At 47.9% G+C, this 6,032-nt stretch carries 3 protein-coding genes, 2 tRNA genes and 2 rRNA genes (1 of these 7 running past the window's edge); 3 read left to right on the top strand and 4 right to left on the bottom strand.

Features of this window, described 5'->3' with window-relative positions; translation table 11 throughout:
* The 4 genes from D2V05_RS00905 to D2V05_RS00890 all read right to left on the bottom strand — a co-directional run.
* Positions 1 to 708 (bottom strand): 23S ribosomal RNA (locus D2V05_RS00905); it reaches 2,112 nt to the left of the window's first position.
* A gap of 216 nt (positions 709 to 924) precedes the next feature.
* Positions 925 to 998: transfer RNA gene (locus D2V05_RS00900), tRNA-Ala, on the bottom strand.
* A gap of 122 nt (positions 999 to 1,120) precedes the next feature.
* A tRNA-Ile gene (locus D2V05_RS00895) sits at positions 1,121 to 1,194 on the bottom strand.
* Between the two features lie 115 nt (positions 1,195 to 1,309).
* A 16S ribosomal RNA gene (locus D2V05_RS00890) occupies positions 1,310 to 2,827 on the bottom strand.
* Together the 16S and 23S rRNA genes with 2 tRNA genes alongside form the textbook arrangement of a ribosomal RNA operon.
* Before the next feature lie 422 nt (positions 2,828 to 3,249).
* Between D2V05_RS00890 and thrS the strand changes: the two genes are divergently transcribed.
* The 3 genes from thrS to rpmI are packed head-to-tail and all read left to right on the top strand — an operon-like array spanning position 3,250 to position 6,027.
* Positions 3,250 to 5,190, top strand: a complete 1,941-nt coding sequence (gene thrS, locus D2V05_RS00885; RefSeq protein ID WP_119645739.1) for a threonine--tRNA ligase — start codon at positions 3,250 to 3,252, stop codon at positions 5,188 to 5,190.
* 36 nt (positions 5,191 to 5,226) lie between these two features.
* Positions 5,227 to 5,778, top strand: a complete 552-nt coding sequence (gene infC / locus D2V05_RS00880; RefSeq protein ID WP_262696618.1) for a translation initiation factor IF-3 — start codon at positions 5,227 to 5,229, stop codon at positions 5,776 to 5,778.
* A gap of 51 nt (positions 5,779 to 5,829) precedes the next feature.
* Entirely contained in the window at positions 5,830 to 6,027 is a 198-nt protein-coding gene (gene rpmI / locus D2V05_RS00875; RefSeq protein ID WP_072879913.1) for a 50S ribosomal protein L35, read from the top strand.
* Positions 6,028 to 6,032: the final 5 nt, after the last annotated feature.

Here is a 6,032-nt window from a genome sequence, read left to right as displayed (position 1 = left end):
TTTCGCGTCTACTACTACCGACTAGAGCGCCCTGTTCAGACTCGCTTTCGCTGCGGCTGCGCACCATAAGTGCTTAACCTTGCCGGTAAAAGTAACTCGTAGGCTCATTATGCAAAAGGCACGCCGTCATCCCGTAAACGGGACTCCGACCGCTTGTAGGCGTATGGTTTCAGGGTCTTTTTCACTCCGTTGTTCACGGTTCTTTTCACCTTTCCCTCACGGTACTGGTTCACTATCGGTCTCCCAGGAGTATTTAGCCTTGGCGGATGGTCCCGCCGGATTCACACAGGGTTTCACGTGCCCCGCGCTACTCAGGATACCACTATCTTTAACGCTCCTTGCCTGTACCGGGCTATCACCGTCTACGGCCCCTCTTTCCAAAGGGTTCCAGTTCGTCGCGCAAAGAACATCGTGGTCCTACAACCCCAACATTGCCGAGACAACGTTGGTTTGGGCTGTTCCGATTTCGCTCGCCACTACTCTCGGAATCACTCTTGTTTTCTCTTCCTCCGCCTACTTAGATGTTTCAGTTCAGCGGGTTCGCCCACCTTGCGGTGTGACAGGCCTTCAACCTGCCGGGTTGCCCCATTCGGACACCCACGGATCAAAGCTCATGTGCAGCTCCCCGTGGATTTTCGCAGCTTATCGCGTCCTTCGTCGCCTCTGAGAGCCTAGGCATCCCCCATACGCCCTTCTTTTGCTTGTCGCACCCGTACCAAGTACGGATGCCCTCTCGTAATCCTTATATATTCTATTCTACTTCGTGTTTCTTCTTTTGACTTCGCCATGATGAACCTAATCATCACGCTCCGTCCCAATATGTCAATGAACTTTTGTGCCAAACTTGATTTGGCATCCCTCCGGGAAATTACCGACCTTGATCGGTGTCGCCCCTTCGGGATCCCCGCATCCGCGGGGAAAATGTGGAGAATAAGGGAGTCGAACCCTTGACCTCCTGCGTGCAAGGCAGGCGCTCTAGCCAGCTGAGCTAATTCCCCAGTCTAGTTGATTGTTGTTCGTTGTTCGTTGATCGTAATTTCCATCAACCATCAACCAAGAACCAACAACTGGTGTCTCAACTTCCAGAATTTCCTTTCAATACTCAATGAACCTTTCATCGTAGTCTCAGGCAGACTCGAACTGCCGACCTCTACATTATCAGTGTAGCGCTCTAACCAGCTGAGCTATGAGACTGTCTTGGCCTAAAAATTTGCCAGTATATCAAAAAACACATTGTAAAACGACAGCATAAAGGTAAAGGACCACCTCGTGCGGGGCCCGAACAACCTCCGGGCGTCTCTTTCTCTAGAAAGGAGGTGTTCCAGCCGCACCTTCCGGTACGGCTACCTTGTTACGACTTAGCCCTAGTTACCGATTTTGCCCTAGGCCGCTCCTTGCGGTGACGGACTTCAGGCACTCCCGGCTTCCATGGCTTGACGGGCGGTGTGTACAAGGCCCGGGAACGTATTCACCGGATCATGGCTGATATCCGATTACTAGCGATTCCAGCTTCACGGGGTCGAGTTGCAGACCCCGATCCGAACTGTGACCGGTTTTATAGATCCGCGCCCCCTTGCGGGGTGGCTTCCCTCTGTACCGGCCATTGTAGCACGTGTGTGGCCCAGGACGTAAGGGCCGTGATGATTTGACGTCGTCCCCACCTTCCTCACGGTTTGCACCGGCAGTCCCGTTAGAGTCCCCATCTTTACATGCTGGCAACTAACGGCAGGGGTTGCGCTCGTTATAGGACTTAACCTGACACCTCACGGCACGAGCTGACGACAACCATGCAGCACCTTGCAGGCAGTCCGAAGAAAGGGATGTCTCCACCCCATGCAGCCTGCATTTAAGCCCTGGTAAGGTTCCTCGCGTATCATCGAATTAAACCACATGCTCCACCGCTTGTGCGGGCCCCCGTCAATTCCTTTGAGTTTCATTCTTGCGAACGTACTCCCCAGGTGGGATACTTATCACTTTCGCTTGGCCACGGAGCACGAATGCCCCACAGCTAGTATCCATCGTTTACGGCGTGGACTACCGGGGTATCTAATCCCGTTCGCTACCCACGCTTTCGTCCATCAGCGTCAGTACATGGTTGGTCACCTGCCTTCGCGATCGGTGTTCTATGTGATATCTATGCATTTCACCGCTACACCACATGTTCCGGCAACCCCACCATGACTCAAGACCTGCAGTATCAAAGGCAATTTTATGGTTGAGCCACAAACTTTCACCCCTGACTTACAGGCCCGCCTACGGACCCTTTAAACCCAATGATTCCGGATAACGCTCGGACCCTCCGTATTACCGCGGCTGCTGGCACGGAGTTAGCCGGTCCTTATTCTTACGGTACCGTCAGCCACCTACACGTAGGTGGGTTTCTTCCCGTATAAAAGCAGTTTACAACCCATAGGGCCGTCATCCTGCACGCGGCATGGCTGGATCAGTCTTCCGACCATTGTCCAATATTCCTCACTGCTGCCTCCCGTAGGAGTCTGGTCCGTGTCTCAGTACCAGTGTGGGGGATCCCCCTCTCAGGGCCCCTAACCATCGTTGCCTTGGTAAGCCGTTACCTCACCAACCAGCTAATGGTACGCATGGCCATCCCTGTCCGATAAATCTTTAATCCACATATCATGCGATACATGGATACCATGGGGCATTAATCCAAGTTTCCCTGGGCTATTCCCCTGACAGGGGCAGGTTCCATACGCGTTCCGCACCCGTGCGCCGGTCTCAAGGGTGCAAGCACCCTCTACCCCTCGACTTGCATGTGTTAGGCCTGCCGCTAGCGTTCATCCTGAGCCAGGATCAAACTCTTCATTGTATTTCCTTGAATGTCTGTCCGACACCCGGAAATATCCGGGCCCCCGCATCAAAATGGTTCTTATTCTCTTTACGCTGTCGTTACAATATGCATATGAACTTCTTCTTGTTTTTCCCGAAAAAAAAATCGGCCATCCCGACCAATCCCCCTCTCGAAAACGCCCTGCCTCATCAGCTAAGCGGGTGCAAATATAAGAACGTTATTCCGACTCCACAAAATGTTTTCGGATATTTTTTAAAAAAATTTACACCTCACTGAAAACCAGACTTTTAAAGTACAAAAAAATATTATTTCCACCAAAAAAAGCATACTGAATTTTATAACGCACTGATTGAACATAACTTACTAAATGAATGACGCCCCTATTGTAAGCATCAACTCAAGATAGTATCTTTGCGCTCCATGTATAATATAAGGATTAAATGATTGAGATTACATTGCCAGACGGCGCGGTAAAGAAAGTTCCCGAAGGAACTACTCCCATGGATATTGCTAAGAGCATCAGTGAAGGATTCGCACGAAACGTTATTTCGGCCAAATTCAACGATACTACCGTGGAGACGGTGACCCCTCTTACCGAAAACGGTTCCCTTACCTTATATACATGGAACGACGATGCCGGAAAGAAGGCCTTTTGGCATTCCACCTCACACGTAGTGGCACAAGCCTTGGAGGAATTGTACCCCGGCATTAAGCTGACCATAGGCCCAGCTATTGACAACGGCTTCTATTATGATGTTGATTTTGGCGACCAATCCATCTCGGAAAAAGATTTGCCAGAAATTGAAAAGAAAGCCTTGGAAATTGCCCGTGGTAAGTTTGACTATAAAATGAGGAGCGTTTCCAAAGCGGATGCCCTTAACTATTATAAGAACCAAGGCAACGAATATAAGGTAGAGCTTATTGAAAACCTGGAGGACGGAACCATTACTTTTTGTGACCATAGCACCTTTACCGACCTATGTCGCGGTGGACATATCCCAAATACGGGTATCATCAAGGCCATAAAGTTGTTGAGCGTGGCCGGTGCCTATTGGCGCGGTGATGAAAAGAACAAGCAATTGACCCGGGTGTATGGAATCTCTTTTCCAAAACAAAAAGAGTTGACCGAATACCTTGAACTTTTGGAAGAGGCCAAAAAAAGGGACCATCGTAAATTGGGCAAAGAACTGGAACTTTTCACTTTTTCACAGAAAGTGGGACAAGGCCTTCCTTTATGGCTACCTAAAGGTGCGGCTTTGAGGGAACGTTTGGAACAGTTCCTAAAGAAGGCCCAGAAGAAGGCAGGTTATGAAATGGTGGTCACTCCCCACATCGGCCAAAAGGAATTATACGTTACTTCTGGGCATTATGCCAAATACGGAGCAGATAGTTTTCAGCCTATCCATACCCCGAAAGAGGATGAGGAGTTTTTGTTGAAACCCATGAACTGCCCCCACCACTGTGAGATATACAACAGCCATCCGTTCAGCTATAAAGATTTACCCAAACGTTATGCCGAATTTGGCACGGTTTATAGATATGAACAAAGTGGCGAATTGCATGGTCTTACCCGTGTACGAGGATTCACCCAAGATGATGCCCACATTTTCTGCACCAACGAGCAACTGAACGATGAGTTCAAAAATGTAATCGACCTTACCTTATATGTATTGAATTCTTTAGGCTTCAACAATTTTACGGCACAGGTATCGGTCCGTGATCTGGAACATCCTGAAAAATATATTGGGAACTCGGAGGATTGGGAAAAGGCCGAACAGGCCATCATCGATGCTGCGGAAGAAAAAGGATTGAACTATGTAGTGGAAAGCGGTGAGGCCGCATTTTATGGTCCTAAATTGGACTTTATGGTGAAGGACGCCTTGGGACGTAACTGGCAATTGGGAACTATTCAGGTGGATTACAACCTACCCAAACGTTTTGACCTTACCTATAAAGGAAGTGACAACGAGCTTCACCGCCCGGTCATGATCCACCGTGCACCTTTTGGCAGCATGGAACGGTTTGTGGCACTTTTGCTGGAACACACCGGAGGAAACTTCCCGTTGTGGTTGATTCCCGTACAGGCTATAGTACTGCCCGTCAGCGAGAAACATGAAAAATATGCCGAAAAAGTTTTGAATTCGCTGGAAAATAACGAAATTCGCGCGCTCATTGATAACAGGAATGAAACGGTAGGGAAAAAAATCCGTGAGGCCGAACTGAAGAAAATCCCGTTCATGCTTATCGTTGGGGAGCAGGAAGAAGCTTCCGGAACCATTTCGGTAAGAAGGCATGGAGGTGAGGATTTGGGAAGCCTGAGCACCGATTCATTTTCCGACTTGGTATCTACTGAAATAAATAGTACCTTAAAGTCGTTCTAAAAAATTAAGTTTAACTAAAAAGTATACGTCATAGCAATACGAAGAAAATTTAAGCCCCAACCACAGAGGGAAAACAAAAACCCTCACAATATCAATGAAAAAATAAAGGCCCGCGAGGTAAGGCTTGTGGGAGATAATGTGGAGATGGGTGTTTACCCCATTGCCAGAGCAATGGAAATGGCCAACGAACAGGAACTGGATTTGGTAGAGATTTCACCAAACGCCAACCCTCCTGTTTGTAAGATTATCGATTACAAAAAGTTCCTTTACGAGCAAAAGAAAAGGGACAAGGCCCTGAAGGCCAAGGCAACCAAGGTTGTCATCAAGGAAATTAGGTTTGGTCCACAGACGGATGATCATGATTATGACTTCAAGAAGCGACATGCGGAAAAATTCTTGAAGGAAGGTGCCAAACTAAAAGCCTATGTGTTCTTTAAAGGAAGATCCATCGTTTACAAGGACCAAGGTGAGATTTTGTTGCTTAAACTTGCCCAAGAACTTGAAGAATGGGGAAAAGTGGAGCAAATGCCAAAATTGGAAGGAAAACGCATGACCATGTTCATTGCGCCCAAGACAAACAAGAAATAAAAAAATACTGGACGATGTCCAGGATAATAAGCGGAGTTAAAAACTAGGAAAATGCCTAAGATGAAAACAAAATCCAGTGCCAAAAAGCGTTTCAAGCTTACCGGCTCTGGTAAAATCAAGAGAAAGCACGCTTTTAAGAGTCACATTTTGACCAAAAAGTCTAAAAAGCGTAAGCTCAAGTTGACTCATTCCACATTGGTACACCCATCGGATGAGAACAGCGTTTTGGAACAATTGCGTTTAAAATAATCGTT

This window comes from Flagellimonas pelagia, from assembly GCF_003584135.1.
In the GTDB taxonomy this organism is placed as follows: domain Bacteria; phylum Bacteroidota; class Bacteroidia; order Flavobacteriales; family Flavobacteriaceae; genus Flagellimonas; species Flagellimonas pelagia.
The sequence above is the reverse complement of the archived record's forward strand: the minus strand, read 5'-3'. Positions and strand labels throughout refer to the sequence as shown.

What these genes read in the sequence shown, in the direction of transcription:
- thrS (WP_119645739.1), top strand. Translation starts at nt 3,250, where the DNA reads ATGATTGAGATTACATTGCCAGACGGCGCGGTAAAGAAAGTTCCCGAA.
- rpmI (WP_072879913.1), top strand. Translation starts at nt 5,830, where the DNA reads ATGCCTAAGATGAAAACAAAATCCAGTGCCAAAAAGCGTTTCAAGCTT.